The 21,431-nt window shown below is 69.7% G+C and carries 17 protein-coding genes; 10 read left to right on the top strand and 7 right to left on the bottom strand.

What is annotated here, in order from left to right; all coding sequences use genetic code 11:
* Positions 1–68: 68 nt before the first annotated feature.
* Together WAE60_RS23450 and WAE60_RS23445 are read right to left on the bottom strand one after the other, a co-directional pair.
* Positions 69–2,456, bottom strand: a complete 2,388-nt coding sequence (locus WAE60_RS23450) for a penicillin-binding protein 1A (protein ID WP_337689124.1) — start codon at positions 2,454–2,456, stop codon at positions 69–71.
* A gap of 193 nt (positions 2,457–2,649) precedes the next feature.
* Positions 2,650–3,849, bottom strand: a complete 1,200-nt coding sequence (locus tag WAE60_RS23445) for an N-acetylmuramoyl-L-alanine amidase (protein WP_337689123.1) — start codon at positions 3,847–3,849, stop codon at positions 2,650–2,652.
* 559 nt (positions 3,850–4,408) lie between these two features.
* On the opposite strand from WAE60_RS23445, the gene WAE60_RS23440 reads away from it, so the two are divergent.
* The 3 genes from WAE60_RS23440 (at position 4,409) to WAE60_RS23430 (ending at position 9,465) form a co-directional block, all read left to right on the top strand.
* The gene (locus tag WAE60_RS23440) at positions 4,409–7,117 is read left to right on the top strand and encodes an Rne/Rng family ribonuclease (RefSeq protein ID WP_337689122.1); all 2,709 of its coding nucleotides are present in this window, start codon (positions 4,409–4,411) and stop codon (positions 7,115–7,117) included.
* A gap of 148 nt (positions 7,118–7,265) precedes the next feature.
* A complete protein-coding gene (locus WAE60_RS23435; protein WP_029917308.1) occupies positions 7,266–8,696 on the top strand; it encodes a M48 family metalloprotease in 1,431 nt (476 codons plus the stop codon).
* Between the two features lie 19 nt (positions 8,697–8,715).
* Positions 8,716–9,465, top strand: coding sequence for a DsbA family protein (locus WAE60_RS23430; RefSeq protein ID WP_337689121.1), 750 nt, complete (start codon positions 8,716–8,718; stop codon positions 9,463–9,465).
* On the opposite strand, the gene WAE60_RS23425 is transcribed toward WAE60_RS23430, so the two are convergent.
* Together WAE60_RS23425 and thiS are read right to left on the bottom strand one after the other, a co-directional pair.
* Positions 9,462–10,277, bottom strand: a complete 816-nt coding sequence (locus tag WAE60_RS23425) for a thiazole synthase (RefSeq protein WP_337689120.1) — start codon at positions 10,275–10,277, stop codon at positions 9,462–9,464. The two genes, WAE60_RS23430 and WAE60_RS23425, sit on opposite strands and share 4 nt — an antisense overlap.
* A 50-nt stretch (positions 10,278–10,327) precedes the next feature.
* Entirely contained in the window at positions 10,328–10,528 is a 201-nt protein-coding gene (thiS, locus tag WAE60_RS23420; RefSeq protein ID WP_029917311.1) for a sulfur carrier protein ThiS, read from the bottom strand.
* A 79-nt stretch (positions 10,529–10,607) separates the two neighbouring features.
* Here thiS and WAE60_RS23415 point away from each other — a divergent pair, with 79 nt between their 5' ends.
* Genes WAE60_RS23415 through aat form a run of 4 tightly spaced genes read left to right on the top strand, consistent with a single transcriptional unit; the run spans position 10,608 to position 13,622 of the window.
* Positions 10,608–11,051, top strand: a complete 444-nt coding sequence (locus WAE60_RS23415) for a type II 3-dehydroquinate dehydratase (protein WP_029917312.1) — start codon at positions 10,608–10,610, stop codon at positions 11,049–11,051.
* Positions 11,052–11,091: 40 nt separating this feature from the next.
* On the top strand, positions 11,092–11,598 hold the full coding sequence (gene accB, locus WAE60_RS23410) for an acetyl-CoA carboxylase biotin carboxyl carrier protein (protein ID WP_337689119.1): 507 nt from the start codon (positions 11,092–11,094) through the stop codon (positions 11,596–11,598).
* Between the two features lie 5 nt (positions 11,599–11,603).
* Positions 11,604–12,947, top strand: a complete 1,344-nt coding sequence (accC, locus tag WAE60_RS23405) for an acetyl-CoA carboxylase biotin carboxylase subunit (protein ID WP_029917314.1) — start codon at positions 11,604–11,606, stop codon at positions 12,945–12,947.
* Positions 12,948–12,968: 21 nt separating this feature from the next.
* A complete protein-coding gene (gene aat, locus WAE60_RS23400; protein ID WP_029917315.1) occupies positions 12,969–13,622 on the top strand; it encodes a leucyl/phenylalanyl-tRNA--protein transferase in 654 nt (217 codons plus the stop codon).
* Here the strand turns inward: aat and WAE60_RS23395 are convergent.
* Together WAE60_RS23395 and WAE60_RS23390 are read right to left on the bottom strand one after the other, a co-directional pair.
* A complete protein-coding gene (locus WAE60_RS23395; RefSeq protein WP_337689118.1) occupies positions 13,559–14,248 on the bottom strand; it encodes a DUF2155 domain-containing protein in 690 nt (229 codons plus the stop codon). The genes aat and WAE60_RS23395 overlap by 64 nt on opposite strands.
* 1 nt (position 14,249) lies before the next feature.
* Complete coding sequence (locus tag WAE60_RS23390; protein ID WP_029917317.1) at positions 14,250–14,645, bottom strand: NADH:ubiquinone oxidoreductase subunit NDUFA12; 396 nt, start codon at positions 14,643–14,645, stop codon at positions 14,250–14,252.
* 245 nt (positions 14,646–14,890) lie between these two features.
* Here WAE60_RS23390 and WAE60_RS23385 point away from each other — a divergent pair, with 245 nt between their 5' ends.
* The 3 genes from WAE60_RS23385 to WAE60_RS23375 all read left to right on the top strand — a co-directional run bounded on the left by WAE60_RS23385 (position 14,891) and on the right by WAE60_RS23375 (position 19,280).
* Positions 14,891–17,659, top strand: coding sequence for a ribonucleotide reductase (locus tag WAE60_RS23385; RefSeq protein ID WP_337689117.1), 2,769 nt, complete (start codon positions 14,891–14,893; stop codon positions 17,657–17,659).
* Positions 17,660–17,740: 81 nt separating this feature from the next.
* Positions 17,741–18,235 (top strand): pentapeptide repeat-containing protein, encoded by a 495-nt coding sequence (locus tag WAE60_RS23380; protein WP_337689116.1) that lies wholly within the window; start codon positions 17,741–17,743, stop codon positions 18,233–18,235.
* Positions 18,236–18,332: 97 nt separating this feature from the next.
* Positions 18,333–19,280 (top strand): pentapeptide repeat-containing protein, encoded by a 948-nt coding sequence (locus WAE60_RS23375; protein ID WP_029917320.1) that lies wholly within the window; start codon positions 18,333–18,335, stop codon positions 19,278–19,280.
* A gap of 76 nt (positions 19,281–19,356) precedes the next feature.
* On the opposite strand, the gene aspS is transcribed toward WAE60_RS23375, so the two are convergent.
* Positions 19,357–21,195 (bottom strand): aspartate--tRNA ligase, encoded by a 1,839-nt coding sequence (aspS, locus tag WAE60_RS23370; protein WP_337689115.1) that lies wholly within the window; start codon positions 21,193–21,195, stop codon positions 19,357–19,359.
* Positions 21,196–21,431: the final 236 nt, after the last annotated feature.

Raw genomic sequence — 21,431 nt, 5'->3', positions numbered from 1 at the left:
GGGACATAGCCCGCGCCCGGAGTCGGCGCAATGACTCCCCAAAAGATTGGGGGGTGATCGGCCGTCGATCAGTAGAGGCCGCTGATGTCCGGCGCCTGGGTGGGCGGCTTGGTCGGACCCTGGGTCGTGTTCGGGCCGATCTGGCCGCCGGGCCAGGCCTCGTCATAGGGCTGCGGGCCGGTGCTCTCGGTCGGCGCCACGACCTTGGGCTCGGTGCCGGGGCGGAAGGCCTCGCGGATGCCCCGGACCATGGCGAACTTGGCGTTCTTGGGCGCCTTGAACTCGGTCTTGGGCTGGCCCTTCAGGGCCTCGCGCATGAAGTCCATGAAGATCGGCACCGGGCCGGTCGCGCCCGTTTCGCCCTCGCCCAGCGAGCGGTTGTCGTCGAAGCCGATGAACACGCCGACCACCAGGTTGGGCGAATAGCCCATGAACCAGGCGCTGCGGTATTCGTTGGTTGTGCCGGTCTTGCCCGCCAGCGGATAGCCCAGCGAGCTGGCCTGGGCCGCGGTGCCGCGCTGGACCACGCCCTGCAGCATCGAGGTGATCTGGTAGGCGGTAATCGGGTCCATGACCTGCTCGCCCAGCGCCGGGATGCGGGGGCTCTCGTCGCCGTTGAAGCCGGCGTTGCAGCGGACGCAGTCGCGCTTGTCGGCGCGGAAGATCACCTTGCCCTCGCGGTCCTGCACCAGCTCTATCAGGTGCGGGTCGACCCGGCGGCCGCCGTTGACGAACGCGGTGTAGGCCGTGGTCAGCTTGAAGGGCGTGGTCTCGCCCGCGCCCAGGGCCATGGCCAGCACCGGGGCCATGTCGTGGGTCACGCCGGTCTTCTTGGCGGTCTCGACGATCTTCTTCATGCCGACGCTCTGGGCCAGGCGCACGGTCATGGCGTTGATCGACTGCTCCAGCCCCTTGCGCAGCGGCAGGGCCCCATAGAACTTCTTGTGATAGTTCTCCGGGCTCCAGTCCTCGCCGTTGGCCCCTTTCAGGGTGATGGCGGCGTCGACCACCACGCTGGCCGGCGTATAGCCGTTCTCCAGGGCCGTGGCGTAGACGAACGGCTTGAAGGCCGAGCCGGGCTGGCGCATCGCCTGGGTGGCGCGGTTGAAGTTCGACAGCGAGAAGCTGTAGCCGCCGACCAGGGCCACGACGCGGCCGGTATAGGGCTCCATCGCCACCAGGGCGCCGTTGACGATCGGGGTCTGGCGCAGGCGGTAGTTCGGCGAGCTGTCGGACTTCTCGACGAACACCAGGTCGCCGACCTTCAGGCCCTTGGTGGCGTTGGCCCAGGCCATGTCCTCGCCGGCGATGGCCCCCTCGCCTTCCCCCTTGGCCAAGCGGACGCCGCCCGAGGCCGAGGTGACGATGGCCGGGCGCCAGCCGCGGCGCTCCGACGGCGGGGCTTTCTTCAGCGCCTGCTTCTCCCAACTTCCATCCTGGGCGGCGTCCAGGGCGTCGACATGGCCCCAGGCGCCGCGCCAGCCGTGGCGGCGGTCGTACTTCTCGAGGCCTTCCATCAGCGCCACCCGGGCCGCGGTCTGCAGCCTGGGGTCCAGGGTGGTGCGCATGTAGTAGCCGCCCTCGTTCAGGCGGGGGCCGAGGGTGGCGACGCCGCGCTGGCGCACCTCCTCGACGAAATAGTCGGCGTCGCGGTACTTGGCGCGGCTGGGGGCGGCCTGGACGATCAGGTCCTCGGCCATCGCCTTGCGGGCGTCGGCCTGGCTGATCCAGCCCTGTTCGGCCATCTGGCCCAGGATCCAGTCGCGGCGGGCCTTGGCCTTCGCCTTGTTGCGGATCGGATGGTAGTTGTCCGGCCCCTTCGGCAAGGCGGCCAGATAGGCGCATTCGGCCAGGCTCAGCTCAGGTAGCGACTTGCCGAAATAGTTGTAGGCCGCCGCGCCCACCCCGTAAGAGCGGTAGCCCAGCCAGATTTCGTTCAGATAGAGCTCGAGGATCTGCTGCTTGGACAGCGACTGCTCCAGCCGGTGGGCCAGGATCGCTTCCTTGAACTTGCGCCCGACCGTGGCGTCGCTGGTCAGCAGGACGTTCTTGGCCACCTGCTGGGTGATCGTCGAGCCGCCTTCCAGGCGCCGGCCCCGCGCGGCGTTGCCGATGTTGTTGAGCATGGCGCGCGAGAAGCCGCCGACGTCGACGCCGCCGTGCTTGAAGAAGTTGTGATCCTCGGCCGCCAGGAAGGCCTGGGCCAGCTGGGGCGGGATCTGGTCGTACGGGACGAAGATCCGGCGTTCCTTGCTGTACTCGCCGATTAGGGTGCCGTCCCAGGCGTAGACGCGCGTGGCGGTGGGCGGACGATAATCCTGCAGCTCGCCCGCGTCGGGCATGTCGTGGAACAGCCAGGCGGCGTAGATGGCGATGGTGAAGCCCGCCACGGCGATCGCGGACAACACCGCGACACCGGCGATGGCGATCCATCGTTCTCTGGGCTTCAGATCCACGCAGCCTCCGTCGGGCGACGCACTTTCGCCCGCTCCGTTCGAATCCTCTAGAGCGCGATCGGCAAAAAGGTAAGCGGTTTCGCCGTCGCAGGGATCCGGCACGTCCGACGCGTCTTCCCCCTGATCGCTCTAGCGCGCATCGCGCAAGGCGCCAACGGCTCTCGCCAGGCTAGCGAGCCGAAGTCCTTCTGCCCTAGCGGGCGGCCAGGCGGGTCTGGGTGGCGAAATAGGATTCGATCGAGCCGGCGACGGCGTCCATCAGCCGGTCGCGACCGGCCGGGGTCTTCAGCAGCTGTTCGTCGTCGAGATTGGTGATGAAGCCCATTTCCAGCAGCACGGCGGGCACGTCCGGGGCCAGCAGCACGATGAAACCGGCGTCGCGGTGGCTGCGGCGCAGCAGGGTCGTCTCCTCGCCCACCGACTGCAGCAGGGTTTCTGCGAAGGCGGCCGAGCGGTTCTTGGTGGCGCGCTGCGACAGGTCCAGCAGGATCTGGCTGACCGCGCGATCGCGGCCCGGCAGATTGGCCTTCATCAGCCAGTCGTCCTTCTCGAGCACCCGCGCCACGCGCTCGGTGCCCTTTTCCGACAGGGTGTAGACGCTGGCGCCGCGGGTCGCGGCGTCGGGACCCGAATCGGCGTGCAGCGAGATGAACAGGTCGGCGTCGGCCCGGCGGGCGATCTGCACGCGGCTTTCCAGCGGCACGAAGGTGTCGGACTGGCGGGTCATGACCACGGTGTAGCGGCCCGACTTCTCCAGCTTGGCCTTCAGCGCCTTGGCGGCGGCCAGGGTGACGTCCTTCTCGGCGGTGTTGGCGCCCGACGAGCCCGGGTCCTTGCCGCCGTGACCGGCGTCGATGACGATGACCTTCTTCAAGCGCAGGGCCGAAGCCTTCACCGGGGCCGAGACCAGGGTCGGCTTCAGGACCGGGGCCTGGGCGGCGCCCGGCGCGTCCGTGGATTTCAGGTCGATGACATAGCGGTAGGCCGAGGCGCCGTCGCCCGGCGGCAGCAGGAATCGCCGGCGGACCTCGGCGTTGGCCTTCAGGTCCAGGCGCAGGCGGGCGCCGCCGGCGGCCTCGTCGATCGCCCAGCGCTCGACCAGCCCCTGGCCGGTCCCCTGCAGGTCGCCGCCGGTCGTGACGTTGGGCAGGCCGATCACCACGCGGCGGTCGCCGGCCCCGTCGGCCAGCAGCTTGCCGGTGGCGGCGCGGTCCAGGTCGATGACGATGCGGGTTTCGTTGCGGTCGCCGCCGAAGCGGACCTTCTGCACGCCGGCGGCTGGCGCAGGGCCCTGGGCCATGGCCACGGCGACGCCAGCCAGGGCCAGGCCGCCGACGATCATCGCCGCCCGCGCCCATCCTGTCCTCGCCGCCGAGATCAGAACCCTGCTCATGCCTACCGTCGCCCCCAGGCGCTCAACTTAAACCGAAAAACTGATATGCGCATTTTACGGTAGAGAAAGCGTTAACCTCGCACGCGACATGGCCGCGCAGGGGCGTGCAGTCGAGCGCTTTTCTTTTGCGGCGCGATGTTGCTACACTATGGTCCGCGCGCTGAGCGCCGTGATCGTCATGGCGGAAAGCGTGAGCGGTTCCTATCTCACGGACGCGGCTGCATTCTTTGAGGATGCAATTCGCATTCATGGCCGGAACCGCCGGACTGAACGAGTTTGGGTTCGATTACCAGCGTGAGGCGCGAAGCCTTCGCATGGATCGTCCCGCAGGGCCCGCGTCGGGCCCTTAAGCCGCCCCCGGCGTCGACGCTCCATCCGATCCGCGCCTCCGGCGCGTTTAAGGAACACAGAAACCTTATGGGCTGCGCCGCACCCGACCGCCTTTGGCGACCGACCTTCCGCAACCGCTTCGGCGGGGCGACGGGCGGTGACGTGCGCGCCTTTCAATCATATCGGCGCCCGGACCTAGCGTCCGCCGCGCGCCGTGGAGATACCTTTTATGTCGAAGAAGATGTTGATCGACGCCGCCCACGCAGAAGAGACGCGTGTGGTGGTCGTGGATGGCGCCCGCGTTGAAGAGTTCGATTTCGAGAGCCAGACCCGCAAGCAACTCCGCGGAAATATCTATCTCGCCAAGGTGACCCGCGTTGAGCCCAGCCTGCAGGCTGCGTTCATCGAGTACGGCGGCAACCGCCACGGCTTCCTGGCCTTCAACGAAATCCACCCGGATTACTACCAGATCCCGGTCGCCGACCGCGAAGCGTTGATGCGCGACGATTCCGGCGACGACGAGGACGATCACCACCACGCCCGCGAGGACGAGGACGGCGACGCGGTCGACGACGAGGAAGACGCCGTCGAGGAAGAACTGGCGCGCCGCAAGCGCCGCCTGATGCGCAAGTACAAGATCCAGGAAGTGATCCGCCGCCGGCAGATCATGCTGGTCCAGGTCGTCAAGGAAGAGCGCGGCAACAAGGGCGCGGCCCTGACCACCTACCTGTCGCTGGCCGGCCGGTACGGCGTCCTGATGCCCAACACCGCCCGTGGCGGCGGCATCAGCCGCAAGATCACCACGGTCACCGACCGCAAGCGCCTGAAGAGCGTCGTCCAGGGCCTGGACGTGCCGCAGGGCATGGGCCTGATCGTCCGCACGGCCGGCGCCAAGCGCACCAAGGCCGAGATCAAGCGCGACTACGAGTACCTGCTGCGTCTGTGGGAAAACATCCGCGACAACACGCTGCACTCGATCGCCCCGGCGCTGATCTACGAGGAGGAAGACCTCGTCAAACGCGCCATCCGCGACATGTACGACAAGGACCTGGAGGGCATCTGGGTCGAGGGCGAGGCCGGCTACAAGGAAGCGCGCGACTTCATGCGCATGCTGATGCCGAGCCAGGCCAAGAAGGTCTTCCCGTACCGCGAGCCCGCGCCGCTGTTCGTGAAGAACAAGATCGAGGACCATCTGGCCCAGATCTATTCGCCGGTCGTGCCGCTGAAGTCCGGCGGCTATCTGGTGATCAACCAGACCGAGGCCCTGGTCGCCATCGACGTCAACTCGGGCAAGGCCACGCGCGAGCGCAACATCGAGGCCACCGCGCTGAAGACGAACGTCGAAGCCGCCGAGGAAGCCGCGCGCCAGCTGCGCCTGCGCGACCTGGCCGGCCTGATCGTCATCGACTTCATCGACATGGATGAGGCCAAGAACAACCGCACCGTCGAGAAGGTCCTCAAGGACGCCCTGAAGGACGATCGCGCCCGCATCCAGATGGGCAAGATCAGCGGGTTTGGCCTGATGGAGATCAGCCGCCAGCGCCGCCGCACCGGCGTGCTGGAAGGGACCACCCATGTCTGCGAACACTGCGACGGCACCGGCCGCGTGCGCTCGGTCGAGTCCAGCGCCCTGGCCGCCCTGCGCGCGGTCGAGGTCGAGGCCCTGAAGGGCGGCGGCGCCGTCACCCTGAAGGTCAGCCGGCCGGTCGGCATCTACATCCTCAACGAAAAGCGCGCCTATCTGCTGCGCCTGCAGCAGACCCACGCCCTGTTCGTCACGGTCCTGGTCGACGACAGCCTGCACCAGGCCGAGCACGACATCGACCGTACGGAGCTGGGCGAGCGCCCTGCCCCGCAGATCTTCGCGCCCATCGAGCCCGAGCCCGACTACGACGACGAGGCGTTCGAGGACGAGGAGGAAGACGAAGACGATGACATCGTCTCCGAGGACGAAGACGAGAGCGAAGACGACGACGCGCCCCGCGCCGCCCGTCCGGCCCGCGCCGAGACGTCCGACGACGAAGGCGGCCGTCGGGGCCGCAAGCGCCGCCGTCGCGGCGGTCGTCGCGACGATCGTGAAGAAGGCCAGGCCGAAGCGGCCGGCGACGACGAGGACGACGCCGAGGGCGTCGATCGCGCCGAAGGCGACATCGAGGGCGAGGACGAGGAATCGCGTCGTCGCCGTCGCCGTCGGGGTCGTCGCGGCGGCCGTCGCGGCGGTCGCGAGGACGGCGATCGTCCGGCCGACGTCTTCGCCTGGACCCGTCCGCGGGTGCCGTTCGGCGAGAACGCGTTCGTCTGGCACGATCCGGCCGAACTGGACGGTCGTGGCGCGCGTCCCGAACGGGCTGAACGCGCCGAGCGTCCGGAACGGGCGGAAGCCCCCGTGGCCGAGCGCGCCGAGCGCGCCGAGCGTCCCGAACGCGCCGAGCGCAGCGAACGCGGTGAGCGCGGCGGCCGTCGTGGCCGCGGTCGCGACCGTGGCGAACGCACCGAGGTCTCGGACGCCCCGCGCGCCGAGCGGGGCCCCGCCCCGCGCGTCGACGTCGCCGAGCTGGAAGCCGCGCCGCTGCCGCCGCCCGTGATCGAAGGCCCGCCGGCCGACGTCTGGGTGGAGCTGCCCCCGCAGGAGGAGGCGCCCAAGAAGGCGCGTCGTCCGCGAGGTCGCGGCCGCAAGGCCGACGCCGCCGAGGCTGTCGAGGCCCCGGCCGAAGCGGCCGTCGTCGAGACGGTCGAAGACGCGCCCCTGGTCGCGGCTGACGTCGAGGTCGCGGCTCCGGTCGTGGTCGAGGCCGCGCCCGAGCCGGTCGCCGAACCGGAACCCGTCGCGGTCGCCGCGGCGGAGCCGGCCCCCGCCCCGGTCGCGGTCGAACCCGACCCGGCCGAGATCCTGACGCCGCCCGAGAAGCCCAAGCGCGGCTGGTGGCGTCGGGGCTAGGCCCCTTGGATGAAGCTCGGCGGCGCCCTGGTTCCGCCGAGCTTCACCCCTATATGCGCTGGAAGCTCGTCCGACCGATGTTCCCAGGTGGTCGAGAACCGCGTTAGACTGCCGGCTTGAGCGCGGGGGCGCGATCAGGAGAGTTTCGATGACCTCCCGGATAAGGGCGGCTTCCGAAAGCGTGACCAGGAAGACGGGTTCGGCGCTGTCCGCGCTGGCCCTGCTGGCGGCCATCCTGGCCCCCGCGGCGCCGGCGCGCGCCCAGGACGGCGTCTCGCTGATCCGCGACACCGAGATCGAAGAGATCCTGCACCGCGACGCCGACCCGATCTACGCGGCGGCGGGCCTGGATCCCAAGACGGTCCGTATCCTGTTGGTCGGCGACAAGGAACTGAACGCCTTCGCCACCCAGGGCCTGATGATGGGCCTGAACACCGGCCTGATCCTGCAGACCGAGACGCCCAACCAGCTGAAGGGCGTCATCGCCCACGAAACCGGACACTTGGCCGGGGCGCACCCGTTGCGTTCGGGCGAAATGATGCGGGCCGGCCTCAAGCCGATGATCCTGACCATGGGCCTGGGCGTTCTGGCCGCCCTGGCCGGGGCGCCGGACGCCGGGGCGGTGCTGTTGGGCAACGCCAGCTATTTCGGCCAGTTGGGCGCCCTGGGCTACAGCCGCGACCAGGAATCGCGCGCCGACCAGGCCGGGGCCGGCTTCCTGGAAGCCACCGGCCAGTCCGGCCGCGGCCTCGTCGAGTTCTTCGACAATTTCCGTTACCAGGAGGTCTTCGACCAGTCGCGGCGCTATGCCTATTTCCGCAGCCACCCCCTGTCGGGCGACCGCATCGACGCCCTGCGCAGCCGGGTTGAGAAGCTGCCGCACTACAACACCGTCGACGACCCGGCCTCGCTGGCCGAGCACGAGATCATGAAGGCCAAGCTGGAGGGCTTCATCAATCCCGGCGTGGCGATCGTGAAGTACAAGGAAAACGACCGCGCCTTCCCGGCCCGCTACGCCCGCGCGATCGCCTATTATCAGATGAAGGAGCCCGACCGGGCCCTGAAGATCCTCGACGGCCTGATCGCCGAGAACGAGAACAATCCCTATCTCTGGGAGCTCAAGGGCCAGATCCTGTTCGAGTTCAACCGCGTCAAGGAAGCCGAGGAGCCCCAGCGCCGCTCGGTGGCCCTCAAGCCCGACGCCGCCCTGCTGCGCGTCAACCTGGGTCAGACCCTGATCGGCCAGGACGATCCCAAGAAGGTCGAGGAAGGCATCGCCGAGCTGAAGCGCTCGCTGCTGGACGAGAGCGACAACGCCGTCGCCTGGCGTCTGCTGGCCCAGGCCTATGACAAGCGCGGCGAGGACGGCAAGGCCCGCCTGGCCACCGCCGAGCAGTACTTCAACATGGGCGCCACCCAGGAGGCGCGCGTCTTCGCCATGCGGGCCCGCGAACTGCTCAAGAAGGACAGCGTCGAATGGCGTCGCGCCACCGACATCGTCCTGACCTCGAACCCTTCCAACCAGGACCTCAAGGACCTGGCCAAGGAAGGCGCCGTCACCTCGGGCCTGCGCCGCTAGCCCATTTCCAGAGACCTTCATGCTCCAGACCTTCCGCCCGTTGGCGATCGCCGCCGCGTCCATCGCCGCCCTCTCCCTGATCGGCTGCGGGCAGGCCAACGCCGACAAGGCCTTCGGCGAGAAGGTCCACGCCTATCTGATCGAGCACCCCGAGGTGCTGGTCGAGATGAGCAACAAGCTCCAGGCCAAGCAGGCGGCCGAGAAGGCCAGCTCCGCCAAGGGCGCGATCAACAAGTACCGCCAGGCGTTGGAGCGCGATCCGCGCGACTTCGTGGCCAATCCGAACGGCTCGATCACGGTCGTGGAGTTCTTCGACTACCGCTGCGGCTACTGCAAGCTGGCCGCGCCGCAGATCGTCGACCTGATCCAGAAGAACCCCGACGTGCGCTTCGTGTTCAAGGACTTCGTGATCTTTGGGCACGATTCCGAGACCGCCGCCCGCCTGGTCCTGGGCGCCAAGGACCAGGGCAAGACGATCGAGCTGCACAAGCGCCTGATGGCCGAGAAGAGCCTCGACGCCGCCGCCGTCATGCGCATCGCCCAGGCGATGGGCATCGACCTGACCAAGGCCCGCGCGGTCGGCGAATCCGAGGCCGTCACCCAGCATCTGGCCGACACCCACGCCCTGGCCGAGGCCCTGGCCATCGAAGGCACGCCCGCCTTCTTCGTCGGCGACACGATGATCCCCGGCGCCGACATGCACGCCCTGAACCTGGCCATCGATCAGGCCCGGGCGGCCAAGGCCAAGAAGGCCTCGGCTCCGGTTTAGATCAGGCCGGCCAGCGGCGAGCTGGGGTCGGCGTAGAGCCGCTTCTGCATCCGGCCCGCGAGGTACGCCTCGCGGCCGGCGATCACCGCGTGCTTCATGGCGCGGGCCATCCGGATCGGGTCCTTGGCCTCGGCGATGGCGGTGTTCATCAGGATGGCGTCGCAGCCCAGCTCCATGCCGATGGCCGCGTCCGAGGCCGTGCCCACGCCCGCGTCGACCAGGACCGGGACCTTGGCGTTCTCGACGATGATCCGCAGGTTGACGCGGTTCTGGATGCCCAGGCCCGAGCCGATCGGCGCGCCCAGCGGCATGATCGCCACCGCGCCGGCCTCTTCCAGCTTCCGGGCGTAGACCGGGTCGTCCGAGCAGTAGACCATCACCTGGAAGCCCTCGGCGACCAGCAGCTTCAGCGAGCGCAGGGTCTCTTCCATGTCGGGATAGAGGGTCTTGGGATCGCTGAGCACTTCCAGCTTCACCAGGTCCCAGCCGCCGGCCTCGCGGGCCAGACGCAGGGTGCGCACCGCGTCCTCGCCGGTGAAGCACCCCGCCGTGTTCGGCAGGAACGTGAATTCGGTCGGTTTGACGAAGTCGACCAGCAGCGGCTGGGTCGGGTCGGTCAGGTTCACCCGGCGCACGGCCACGGTGACGATCTCGGCGCCCGCCGCCTTCGCCGCGGCGGCGTTGGTGGCGTAGTCCTTGTACTTGCCGGTGCCGACGATCAGCCGCGAGCGGAAGGTGCGGCCGGCGACGGTCCAGGTGTCTTGCGCCTCATCGGCGGGGACGGCGGATTCGGGGGGGACGTGCGCGTTCATGGCCTGCATGTACGCTCGCGAGGGCGGGGTTTCAAACCCCGGGAGACCCCTTAGCCGCCGCCGATGAAGGTCACGATCTCGATCCGATCGCCGTCGGCCAGGATCGTATCGCCATAGGTCGAGCGCGGCGCGATCTCGAGATTGCGCTCGACCGCCACCTTGCGGGCGTCCAGGCCCAGGGTCGCGACCAAGTCCGCGATGCTGACGATGTCGGCGATGTCGCGTTCCTCGCCGTTCAAGAGAAGCTTCATGTCACCTCCGAAGCGAGCCCTGCTTGTGACGCGAGGGAACCGGCTATACAAGACCTCCCGGAATCGACGGCGGAGCCGAATGGCAAAACCCATCCATGTGCTGAGCGGCCCCAACCTCAACCTGTTGGGAACGCGCGAGCCCGAGATCTACGGCAAGGACACGCTCGACGATGTCCGTGCGCGCTGCGAAGCGCGGGCGGCCGCTCGGGGCCTTTCCGTCGTCTTCCGGCAGAGCAATCACGAAGGCGTGCTGATCGACTGGGTCCAGGAAGCCCGGACGGAGGCCTGCGCGTTGGTGATCAATCCGGCGGGCTACGGCCACACGTCGATCGCTCTGCTCGACGCTCTGAAGACCTTGAAGATTCCGGTCATCGAGTGTCACCTGTCCAACCCGGCGGCGCGTGAGGATTTCCGCCGCCACACCTTCGTTTCGCTCGCGGCGACCGGACTGGTCTCCGGCTTCGGCGCGGCGAGCTATGAACTGGCGATCGAGGCCGCAGCCGGCCTGATCGGCGCGAACTAGCCGGCGACCCCGGCTTCAGAAGACAGCAAGGTAAGCTTCCATGTCCAATCCCAAGGCCCCCGCCGATCCGGTCGAGACCCCGTCGATCGACGCCCGCCTGGTCCGCAAGCTGGCCGACATCCTGAAGGACACCGGCCTGTCCGAGATCGAGGTCGAGCACGCCGGCCTGAAGATCCGCGTGGCCCGTGAACTGACCGTCGCCGCCGCCCAGACCACCTATGTCGCCGCCCCGCAGGCCGTGGCCGCGCCGGCTCCGGTCGCCGCCGCGCCCGCCCCCGCCGCCGAAGCCGCCGCTCCGGCCGCCGCCGTCCGCGGCGACGCGGTCAAGTCGCCGATGGTCGGCACCGCCTACCTGTCGCCCCAGCCGGGCGCGGACGCCTTCATCAAGGTCGGCGACACCGTCGCGGCCGGCCAGACGCTGCTGATCGTCGAAGCCATGAAGACCATGAACCCGATCTCGGCCCCGAAGGCCGGCAAGATCGTCGAGATCCTGGTCGCCGACGCCCAGCCCGTCGAGTTCGGCGAGCCGCTCGTCGTCATCGAGTAACGCTCATGTTCGACAAGATCCTCATCGCGAACCGGGGCGAGATCGCGCTCCGGGTTCACCGCGCCTGCAAGGAAATGGGCATCGCCACCGTGGCCGTGCACTCCGAAGCCGACGCCAACTCCATGTGGGTGCGCCTGGCCGACGAGAGCGTCTGCATCGGCCCCGCCTCGGCCGCCAAGTCGTACCTGAACATCCCGTCGATCATCGCGGCCGCCGAGATCACCGGCGCCCAGGCGATCCACCCGGGTTACGGCTTCCTATCCGAGAACGCCCGCTTCGCCGAGATCGTCGGTGCGCACGGCTACACCTTCATCGGCCCCAAGCCGGAACACATCCGGATGATGGGCGACAAGATCACCGCCAAGCAGGCCGTGAAGGACGCCGGCATCCCGGTCGTCCCCGGCTCGGACGGCGGCGTGTCCACCGAGGAAGAGGCCTTCGAGGCCGCCGAGCGCATCGGCTTCCCGGTGCTGATCAAGGCCGCCTCGGGCGGCGGCGGTCGCGGCATGAAGGTGGCCCAGACCCGCGAGGACCTGGCCGAGGCGGTCTCGACCGCCCGTTCGGAAGCCCGCGCGGCGTTCGGCGACGACACGGTCTACATGGAGCGCTACCTCCAGAAGCCGCGCCACATCGAGCTGCAGGTCATCGCCGACAGCCACGGCAACGTGGTGCACCTGGGCGAGCGCGACTGCTCGTTGCAGCGCCGCCACCAGAAGGTGCTGGAAGAAGCCCCCTCGCCCGCCCTGGGCGCGGCGGACCGCGCCAAGATCGGCAAGATCGTCGTCGATGCGGTCAAGGCCATCGGCTACCTCGGCGTCGGCACCATCGAGTTCCTGTGGGAGAACGGCGAGTTCTTCTTCATCGAGATGAACACCCGCCTGCAGGTCGAGCACCCGGTCACCGAGGCCATCACCGGCATCGACCTGGTGCGCGAGCAGATCCGCATCGCCGCCGGCCTGCCGCTGTCGTTCACCCAGGACGACGTAGTGTTCGAAGGCCACGCCATCGAGTGCCGGATCAACGCCGAGAACGCGCGGACCTTCACGCCTTCGCCCGGCACCATCACCGACTTCCACGCCCCCGGCGGCCTGGGCGTGCGGCTGGATTCGGCGATCTACACCGGTTACGCGATCCCGCCCTATTACGACAGCCTGATCGGCAAGCTGATCGTCCACGGCCGCGACCGCGAGGAGTGTATCGCGCGCCTGCGCCGCTGCCTGGGCGAGATGGTCGTTGGCGGCATCGAGACCACGATCCCGCTGTTCCAGGACCTGCTGGTGCAACCCGACATCCTGGCCGGCGATTACGACATCCACTGGCTGGAGCGCTGGATCAAGGCGCAGGGCTAAGGCTCAACGTCTGGGATCGCCATGGACGACGCCTTCACGGTCGATGATCTCATCGCCTGCTACGAGCGCGGCGTCTTCCCCATGGCGGACGCCCGCCAGGACGAGAGCATCTTCCTGATCGACCCCGAGCGCCGGGGCGTGCTGCCGCTGGACGGCGTGCACGTCCCGCGCCGACTGGCCCGCACAGTCCGGGCCGAACCGTTCGAGGTCCGCATCGACACCGCCTTCGACGCCGTGGTCGAGGCCTGCGCCGCCGCGCGCCCCGGGCGGCTGGAGACCTGGATCAACACGCCAATCCAGCGCCTCTATGGCCAGCTGTTCGCGCGCGGCCTGGCGCACAGCGTCGAATGCTGGGACGGCGAAGAGCTGGTCGGCGGCCTCTACGGCGTGGCGTTCGGGGCCTGCTTCTTCGGCGAGAGCATGTTCTCGACCCGCCGCGACGCCAGCAAGGTGGCCCTGGTCCATCTGGCCGGACGGCTGATCGCCGGCGATTACCGGCTGCTGGACACCCAGTTCATCACCGAGCACCTCGAACAGTTCGGAACGATGGAGATCACGCGCGCCGACTATCGTCGCCGGCTGGGCCGGGCCTGGACGGCCCAGGCCGACTTCTATCGGTTGGCGGCCGGCGCGACCGGGGCCGAGGTCTTGCAGGCGATCAGCCAGGCGTCATAGACCGGATGCTCGAGCGGGTTCAGGCCCGGCGAGTTGGCGTACATCCAGCCCTTGAAGATCTGACGCCCGGGCGGCGCCACGCGGCCCGGCAGCGCCTTGGGCTGGGTGTCGACGGTGACATAGGCGATCGAGTCGGGGGCGTCCTCGTCGGGCGCGGTCGTCTCGCAGGCGCGGACCGTGAACACCAGGGTCTTGTAGCGGATCGGCTGGCCGACCGGGGCCTCGAACCGCATCGTCTCGGTCGTCACCTTGTCCAGCGCCTGGAGAATGGCGACGGATGATCGGGCGCGCTTGAGGGGCTCGGCCGGCTTCTCGGGTTCGGTCGCGGCGGGCTTGGCGGCCGGCGCGGGCCGGGCCGGCGCGGTGGAGGCCGTCGGCGGCGCCGGGGTCGTCGTCGTGCTGGATTGCGGGACGATCGGTTGGGCCCCGGGGCCCGTCGGCGCAGGACGCGGCGTCGGCGCGGGGCGCGGCTGGACCGGCGCGGGGGCCGGCGTGGGCGCGGTCGGCGGGGTCTGGGCGGCCGGCGGCTGTTGCGGCGCGTTTTGCAGCGCCCAGGCGCCGCCGCCGATCAGCGAGGCGGCCAGGGCCGCCGCCGTCACGCCCGTCAGGGACCGCCGGATCGTCATCCTATTCGGGCGACCAGGGCTTGTAGTCGCTGGTGGCGACCGCGCGCTCGCCGCCCCGGGCCAGCGAGCCCTTCGGACGCCAGGCGTAGATCGTGCCGGTCAGGTTGGGATGGTGGTCCTTCTCCCAGGCGCGACGCTTCAGCGGCGCCGTGGTCGGCGGCTCGTCGAACGTATAGTGCAGCCAGCCGCTCCATTCGGGCGGCACCTTGGAAGCCTCGGCGTAGCCGTCGTAGATCACCCAGCGACGCTTGCGGGCGTCGTAGCTGTCCTTGTTGTCCCGCGCCTCGTAGTAGCGGTTGCCGTAGTCGTCCTGGCCCACGAACACGCCACGACGGCTAATGTGGAAGCGCTGACCGATAGTCGCGCCGTTCCACCACGTGAAGATCGCTTTCAGCACCGCGTCAGCACCAATCTCGCAAAGGTCCCAAACTGGGAGGGTTTCCAGGCAACGCCGAGGCGTTGCGAAGCGGCCGGACTATAGGTCGGCGGCCTTCCAGCGTCCAGCATCGGGCGTCACGTTCCAGCTTCAACATCTTGTGGATCACGGCCATCGGGCACCCCACATCTATTGAAGGCCGTTGTTCGGCGATCTAGGATGGCTAATTCTTGGCGCACCCGGGCGCCCAGGCCGCGGAATCGCCCATGCGCATCCAGTCCCGACACCCCGCCTCCGCTCCGTGCGTCGCGCCGCGCGAGATCGAGCGCCCGAACGCCGTCGTCGAGGTGCTGGCCCCGGAAGACTGGACCGACGCCCGGGTCGAGGCCTGGTTGGATTGGGCCGCCGAACGCAACGACGGGATCTTCGACCCTGAGGCCCCGCTGGGCGGCGGTCCGGCCCGCTACGCCGACGCCGTGGCCAAGACAGGCCTTTCGGACGGCGTGTTCGGCGACGCCGCCGACGCCGACGCCTTCCGCGACGCCCTGCTGGCCACCATGCTGACGGGCGTGGCCTCGCCGGTCGGAACGCCGGCCGCGGCCCAGCGCCTGCCCGATATCGCCGAGATCGAGTTCAAGCCCGCCGTCGAAGGCCATCTGGCCCGCTGGCGCTCGGCCCGGCTGGCGGCCAGGGCCGCCGCGCGCCTCGACGGGGCCCTGGCCCAGGTCGGCGACGCCGTCCAGCGCTGCCACGGCGACGCCAAGGCTTGCGCCGACCCGACCAAGAACAGCGCCCTGGGCCGCGCCGCGCGCCGGGCCCGGGACCTGGGCGCCGACGACCGGATGATCCTGGACGCGATCGCCCTGGCCGGCGCGCCGCGCACGGGGCTGATCGACGCCGACGCGAGCGCGCCCTCGTCGCTGGTCGCCACGGCCTCGCGCCAAGGCGTGGCTGCGGTCGACGAGGCCGCCAGCTTCGCGGCCCAGATCGGCTGGGAGACCAGCGCCCTGATCCTGGCCCTGTCGCCCGAGGACGCCGACGCCCTGGCCAAGGACGCGCCGGTCCGCGCCGCCATCGACGTCACCGCCTTCCAGCACGACGACGCTTTCGACTCCGCCGGCTTCAACCAGGTGGTGGGCCTGTGGGCCACCGCCCTGGAGATCGAGCGCGGCGACCGTCCGGCCGAGATCGGCCTGGCCGGGGTCGGCGACTGGCTGCTGGTCCAAGGCCTTTCGGCCGCCGGCGACGCCGGGCGCGACGCCGCCTCGGCCCTGTGGGCGCTGACGGTCGGCGCGGCGATGAGCGCCAGCGCCGAGACCGCCGCGGCCCTGGGCGCCGATCCCGCCTTCACCCAGGAACGTCAGGGCGTCCTGCGCGGCCTGGCCGAGCGCCGCGTGCGCGCCGCCGCCCTGCGCTCGCCGCTGGCCTCGGAGGCCGCCGCCGCTCTGGCCGTCGCCCACGGCCTGGCCCGCAAGCACGGCCTGCGCTCGTCGCGCCTTGTCGCCGCGTTCGCCGATCCCGAGGCCGCCCTGCGCCTGGGCGGCAAGACCCTGGGCCACGCGGCCGGCGCCGCGCCGATCTCGACCGCCCAGACCGCCGACGGCCTGCTGGTCCCGATCTTCAGCGCCGCGGCCCACACCTGCCTGAACGAGGCCGGCGCCGAACTCGACGCCGCCCGCCGCCACGCCATGGGCTATGGTTCGCTGGCGGAATCCCCGGCGATCGACCACATGGTCCTGCAGGTCCGCGGCTTCACCGCCCACGAGATCGAGCAGGCCGAGGACGCCCTGCGCCACGCCGCCAGCCTGCGCGCCGCCTTCGCTCCTTCCGTGATCGGGGCCGGCTTCCTCAGCGACGTGCTGGGCGTCCCCGCCGAGGCCCTGGCCGATCCCGAGTTCGACACCCTGGCCTTCGCCGGCTTCTCCGAGGCCGAGATCGAGGCGGCTGAGCGCCACGCCCTCGGCGCGCGCCGGCTGTCGGACTGCGAGGCCTTGGAAGGCGAACTGCGCGCGCTGTTCGCCGCCCTCGAGACGCCGGCCTTGGCCGATCGCCTGGCGATGATCGCCGCGGTCGAGACCTTCACCTGCCTGGCGGTCCCGGCCGTGCTGGACACGCCGTTCGACGCTCGCCCCGCCGACGCCGCCCGCCTGCAGGCCGCCGCGGCCCGCGCCGGGGTCCGCGCCCTGCGCCTGAACCGCGCCGCCCCGCCCCCGGGCTTCGCCCTGTCCCTGCCCGAGCCCGAAGCCGAGGCGCCCAGGCCCGTCCGCGCCGAAGCGCCCGCCGCCGAGGCCCCGCCGGTGCAGGTCAAGGAACGGATCGTTGAACGCGTGGTCGAGCGGGTCGTGGAACGCGGCGGCCGCGCTCGCCGCAAGCTGCCCGACCGCCGCAAGGGCTATATCCAGAAGGCCGCGGTCGGCGGCCACAAGGTCTATCTGCACACCGGCGAATACGAGGACGGCGAGGTCGGCGAGATCTTCATCGACATGCACAAGGAGGGCGCCGCCTTCCGCAGCCTGATGAACAACTTCGCCATCGCCGTGTCGCTGGGCCTGCAGCACGGCGTGCCTCTGGACGAGTTCGTCGACGCCTATGTCTTCACGAAGTTCGAGCCGGCCGGTCCGGTGACGGGCAACGACTCGATCAAGTCGGCGACCTCGATCCTCGACTACATCTTCCGCGAGCTGGGCGTTTCGTATCTGGGGCGCGACGACCTGGCCAACGCCGATCCGGGCGAGTTCAACGCCGACGGCCTGGGCCGGGGCGAAGGCGTGGAGGACGGCGCGGCCGAGGCCGAGCCCCTGCCCGCCAGCAAGTTCATCTCCAGGGGCTTCTCGCGCGGCGCGGCGCCCGACAACCTGGTGTTCCTGCCGTTCGGCGGCCGCCGCGACGAGCAACCGCGTCCGGCGGGGGCCAGCGGCGACGTCTGCCCGGCCTGCGGCGACCTGGCCCTCAGCCGCAAGGGCGGGCTGGTGGTCTGCGACAGCTGCGGGACCCAGGCCAACGGCGGACCGCAAGGCGAGAGCGACGCGGGCTGACGTGGCCCGCCGTCGTTTGCCTGGCCTTAAGCTTGCAGGGCCATGTTTGATCGACGTTTCCGCCGAAAGACGCGCGCCAGAATGAAACCGCTGCTCCCGATCCTCGCCGCCGCCGGCCTGCTGGCCCTGGCCGCGCCCGCCTCGGCGCAGAACGCCGGACAGATCGCCAATGTCCGGGCCGGCGCCAACTGCCCGCGCTGCAACCTCTTCCAGGCCGATCTGTCGGGCAAGGTGCTGAAGGGCCGCAACCTGGCCGGCGCCCGCCTGCGCCAGGCCGATCTCAGCCTGGCCGAGATGAACCGGACCAACTTCGCCGGCGGCGACCTGCGCGACGTCAATTTCTACGGCGGCGTGTTCGGCGGGGCCAGCTTCGCCGGGGCCAACCTGACCAACGCCAGCCTGGTCGGCGCCTATCTGCAGGGGGCCAACTTCCGGGGCGCGACCCTGACCGGCGCGAACCTTTCGGGAGCCGAGATGGACCGGGCCGTCGGCCTGACCCAGGGCCAGCTGAACCGGGCCTGCGGCGATCCGTCCACCCGTTTGCCGCATGGGTTTTCCGTGCCCTCCTGCCGTTAAACTTCCGTCATTACCGCGATTTAAGTGGCGCTTGAGCGTCGTGGGCCCCAAATCGTAACCCACACGGTCGCTTATCTTGACCGGTCTGGAGGTTTTGATGTCCCGCTTGCGGATCGCTGTCGCCGCTCTGTCCCTCGCCCTGTCGGCCGTGGCTCACCAGGCCTATGCCGGCGTCGAGGACAAGGACGTGGCCCGGATGATCTCGCTGGGCGGCGCCTGCGTGAACTGCGAGCTGTCGGGCCGCAAGCTGACCGGCGCCCGCTTCACCGGCGCCAACTACGCCAAGGCCAATCTGATCGGCGCCGACCTGCGCGGCGCCAGCTTCTTCGGCTCCAACTTCACCGGCGCGGACCTGTCGCGGGCCGACCTGCGCGGGGCCGAGATGCGCGGCGCGGGCTTCTCGCACGCCATCTTCACCGACGCCCGCCTGTCGGGCATCGAGAGCAGCGGGGCCAACTTCATCGGCGCCGACCTGTCGCGGGTCGACCTGTCCAGCAGCGAGCTGCACGGCGCCAGCTTCCAGGGCGCCAACCTGGAGCGCGCCAACCTGTCCAGCAGCGAGGTGGTCGGCGCCAACCTGCAGGGCGTCAACGCCAAGGGCGCCAACTTCGCCTCGGCCGAGCTGAACGCCAGCAACCTGAGCGGCGGCAATTTCGAGCGCGCCAGCTTCAAGGACGCCGAGTTCACCGGCTCGACCCTGCGCGGCGCGATCTTCAACGGCGCCGACTTCCGGGGCGCCGACCTGTCGGGCGCCAGCCTCAGCGGCGCCGACCTGTCCAACGCCCGCGGCCTGGACCAGGACCAGCTGGACGAGGCCTGCGGCGACGGCGCCACCCGCCTGCCGCGCGGCCTGAGCGTCCGCAACTGCTCGGGCGGCAACATGCGCATCCGCATCAGCCCCAGCTTCGAGCGCGCCCAGGCCGAGGCCGCCCGGGCCGAGGTCGAAGCCCACCGCGCCGAGATCGAGGCCGCCGCCCGCCTGGCCGCCAACCCGCCGCCGGTCCCGCCCAAGCCGCCGAAGCCCCCCAAGCCGCCGAAGTACTGAGCGGCCGAGGCTCAAAGAAAAAGGCCCTCCGATCCGGGATCGGAGGGCCTCTTCGTATGGGGGCGACGCCGCCAGCCTACACCTTGATGGGCGGGGCCGAGCGGATGTGCAGTTCCTTGTACTGCTTGTCCAGGACCTCGGCCGGGGCGTTCATCAGGAGGTCCTGGCCCTGCTGGTTCAGCGGGAAGGCGATGACCTCGCGGATGGCGACCTGCTCGGCCAGCAGCATGACGATGCGGTCGATGCCGGGCGCCAGGCCGCCGTGGGGCGGGGCCCCGTAGCGGAAGGCGTTCAGCATGCCGCCGAACTGTTCCTCGACCACCTCGGCGCCGTAGCCGGCGGTCTCGAAGGCCTTGAGCATGATCTCGGGCTTGTGGTTCCGGATCGCGCCCGAGCACAACTCGTAGCCGTTGCAGACGATGTCGTACTGGTAGGCGCGGATAGTCAGCGGGTCCTGGGTCTCCAGGGCCTCCAGACCGCCCTGCGGCATCGAGAACGGGTTGTGCGAGAAGTCGACCTTCTTCTCGTCCTCGTTCCACTCGAACATCGGGAAGTCGACGATCCAGCAGAACTTGAACTGCTCCTCGGCCACCAGCTTCAGCTCGATCCCGACGCGGGTGCGGGCCAGGCCGGCGAACTTGGCGAACACGGCCGGGTCGCCGGCCACGAAGAAGGCCGCGTCGCCCGAGCCCAGGCCCAGGCTTTCCATGAGCGCCTGGGTCGGTTCGCCCAGGTTCTTGGCGATCGGGCCGCCCCAGCCGCCCTGGTCCTCCGACCAGAAGACGTAGCCCAGGCCCGGCTGACCCTCGCCCTGCGCCCACGAGTTCATGCGGTCGCAGAAGGCGCGGCTGCCGCCGGTCGGCGCGGGGATGGCCCACACCTTGTTCTTGGCGTCGGCGCCCAGGATCTTGGCGAACAGGCCGAAGCCGCCGTCGCGGAAGTGCTCGGAGACGTCGGCCATCTTGATCGGGTTGCGCAGGTCCGGCTTGTCGCTGCCGTACCAGGCCATCGACTGGGCGTAGGTCAGGCGCTCGAAGCCCTTGTGGGTCGAGCTGACGCCGAAGTCGTTGGTGAAGGTGTGCTCGCCGTCGATCGGCGACACCGGCTTGCCGTTCGAGAACTCCTCGAAGACGCCGTGCATCACCGGCTCGATGGCCGCGAACACGTCTTCTTGCGTCACGAAGCTCATCTCGACGTCCAGCTGGTAGAATTCCAGCGAGCGGTCGGCGCGCAGGTCCTCGTCGCGGAAGCACGGGGCGATCTGGAAGTAGCGGTCGAAGCCCGAGACCATCAGCAGCTGCTTGAACTGCTGGGGCGCCTGGGGCAGCGCGTAGAACTTGCCCGGATGCAGGCGCGAGGGCACCAGGAAGTCGCGCGCGCCTTCCGGCGAGCTGGCCGTCAGGATCGGCGTCTGGAACTCGTTGAACCCTTGCGCGAACATCCGCGAGCGGATCGACTGGATCACGCGCGAGCGCAGCACGATGTTCTTGTGCAGGGTCTCGCGGCGCAGGTCGAGATAGCGGTGCTTGAGGCGGATCTCTTCCGGATAGTCCGGCTCGCCGAAGACCGGCAGCGGCAGCTCGTCGGCGGTCGACAGCACTTCCACGGCCGAGACGCGCAGCTCGATCTCGCCGGTCGGCAGGTTGGGGTTCACGACGCTGGCGTCGCGGGCGATCACCTCGCCGTCGACCCGGATCACGCTCTCGGCGCGCAGGCGCTCGACCACGTCGAAGCCCGGGGTTTCGGGGTGCAGCACCAGCTGGGTCAGGCCGTAATGGTCGCGCAGGTCGATGAAGACCAGGCCGCCGTGGTCGCGCTTGCGGTGGATCCAGCCCGACAGGCGGACGGCGTTTCCGGTGTCGGAAGCCCGCAGGGCGCCGCAGGTATGGGTGCGATAGGCGTGCGTCGAGGTCATGGAAAGTCTTTGGAACGCGGTGAATTTCGAGGGGCGGAAAGGCGCATGAGGGGGCGTGGATGTCAAGGATTCTGGGCCGGATCACTTGCCCCCTACGGACCGCTTCGCGGTCGTCTTCCCCCGGAGGGGGAAGAGCGCTGGTGCGAAGGCTCCGCCCCCTACGGGGGCGGACAGGCGGCGAAGCCGCCAGGTGGGGGCAAGTCGGTGTGATCCCACGCCAAATGGCTGTGAGCTGA

It is taken from the genome of Caulobacter sp. CCG-8 (assembly GCF_037402475.1).
Taxonomy (GTDB): domain Bacteria; phylum Pseudomonadota; class Alphaproteobacteria; order Caulobacterales; family Caulobacteraceae; genus Caulobacter.
This window is presented reverse-complemented; position numbering and strand designations above follow the sequence as displayed.

Coding starts and splice junctions, on each gene's coding strand:
- WAE60_RS23445 (WP_337689123.1), bottom strand. CDS start 3,849: ATGAGCAGGGTTCTGATCTCGGCGGCGAGGACAGGATGGGCGCGGGCG.
- WAE60_RS23440 (WP_337689122.1), top strand. CDS start 4,409: ATGTCGAAGAAGATGTTGATCGACGCCGCCCACGCAGAAGAGACGCGT.
- WAE60_RS23435 (WP_029917308.1), top strand. CDS start 7,266: ATGACCTCCCGGATAAGGGCGGCTTCCGAAAGCGTGACCAGGAAGACG.
- WAE60_RS23430 (WP_337689121.1), top strand. CDS start 8,716: ATGCTCCAGACCTTCCGCCCGTTGGCGATCGCCGCCGCGTCCATCGCC.
- WAE60_RS23425 (WP_337689120.1), bottom strand. CDS start 10,277: ATGAACGCGCACGTCCCCCCCGAATCCGCCGTCCCCGCCGATGAGGCG.
- thiS (WP_029917311.1), bottom strand. CDS start 10,528: ATGAAGCTTCTCTTGAACGGCGAGGAACGCGACATCGCCGACATCGTC.
- WAE60_RS23415 (WP_029917312.1), top strand. CDS start 10,608: ATGGCAAAACCCATCCATGTGCTGAGCGGCCCCAACCTCAACCTGTTG.
- accB (WP_337689119.1), top strand. CDS start 11,092: ATGTCCAATCCCAAGGCCCCCGCCGATCCGGTCGAGACCCCGTCGATC.
- accC (WP_029917314.1), top strand. CDS start 11,604: ATGTTCGACAAGATCCTCATCGCGAACCGGGGCGAGATCGCGCTCCGG.
- aat (WP_029917315.1), top strand. CDS start 12,969: ATGGACGACGCCTTCACGGTCGATGATCTCATCGCCTGCTACGAGCGC.
- WAE60_RS23395 (WP_337689118.1), bottom strand. CDS start 14,248: ATGACGATCCGGCGGTCCCTGACGGGCGTGACGGCGGCGGCCCTGGCC.
- WAE60_RS23385 (WP_337689117.1), top strand. CDS start 14,891: ATGCGCATCCAGTCCCGACACCCCGCCTCCGCTCCGTGCGTCGCGCCG.
- WAE60_RS23380 (WP_337689116.1), top strand. CDS start 17,741: ATGAAACCGCTGCTCCCGATCCTCGCCGCCGCCGGCCTGCTGGCCCTG.
- WAE60_RS23375 (WP_029917320.1), top strand. CDS start 18,333: ATGTCCCGCTTGCGGATCGCTGTCGCCGCTCTGTCCCTCGCCCTGTCG.
- aspS (WP_337689115.1), bottom strand. CDS start 21,195: ATGACCTCGACGCACGCCTATCGCACCCATACCTGCGGCGCCCTGCGG.